Consider the following 391-nt stretch of genomic DNA (forward strand, 5'->3'; position numbering starts at 1 on the left):
CTGCGAAGATTACGGTGACGGAGGCGGCGAGCGCCAACTACCTTGGTCAGGCGGTCACGGCTGACGTCAGCGTGGATTTAAACGACTCGCCAGTGCTCACGGCCGAGGCTGTGAAGGTGGACTTTGGTTCGACGCCGCCAGCGCTGGTTGTCGAGGGCGGTAACGACGGAAAATTGAGCTATACATCATCGAATGCAAACGTAGTTAAGGTCTCTGACAAAGGCGATCTGACGTTGGTAAGCGCGGGTCAGTCCGACATTACGGTCAGTCAGGCGGCAACCGCCACCACGGCGGCGCCGGAGGCTATCGAAGTCAAGGTTACCGTTAGGAAAATACTCGGCACAGTTTTAAAAGCCGAGCCGATGACGCTGAAAGTTCTTAAAACTCAGGG

Annotated in this window: 1 protein-coding gene; it reads left to right on the plus strand. The window is 56.3% G+C overall.

The window, feature by feature from the left end:
• Positions 1-391 (plus strand): hypothetical protein (locus tag BS639_RS24975; protein WP_158086952.1); only part of this gene is annotated, 391 nt, incomplete at both ends.

It is taken from the genome of Rouxiella silvae (assembly GCF_002093625.1).
GTDB lineage: Bacteria > Pseudomonadota > Gammaproteobacteria > Enterobacterales > Enterobacteriaceae > Rouxiella > Rouxiella silvae.